1 pseudogene is annotated in these 437 nt (G+C 54.9%); it reads left to right on the forward strand.

The window, feature by feature from the left end:
• Positions 1-437: pseudogene (locus tag ACTHUM_RS19930) on the forward strand (ComEC/Rec2 family competence protein); the annotation flags it as partial.

The raw sequence follows: 437 nt of genomic DNA on the forward strand, positions 1-437 counted from the left end.
ATTATCAGCGGCGCGATTGGACGGTGGGCAGTCGGTGGTCTGTATCGGCGCGGGTAAAGCCGGTGATCGGTGAAGTGAATGTGCGCGGTTTGAACCGTGAAACATGGGCTTTGGCCAATGGTCTCGACGGCATGGGTACTTTGGGGCGCGACAGGAAACTCGTGCGTCAAGGCGGCGGTTTCGGTTTGGCTAATATGCGTGATGCGGTAAGCCGAAGTTGGCAGAGAATAGAGGATAAATATCCTGAGTTTTCAGACGGCATAGGGTTGATGCGTGCTTTGAGTATTGGTGAGCAATCGGCATTGCGGCCGCCTTTGTGGCAGGCATTCCGGCCTTTGGGGCTGACGCACTTGGTCGGTATTTAGGGATTGCCTGTGACGATGGTGGCGGTATTGTTTGCCTGGCTGATCAAGCGCATTTTCCGTTATTCGCCGTTG

This window comes from Neisseria sp. P0021.S006, assembly GCF_051956895.1.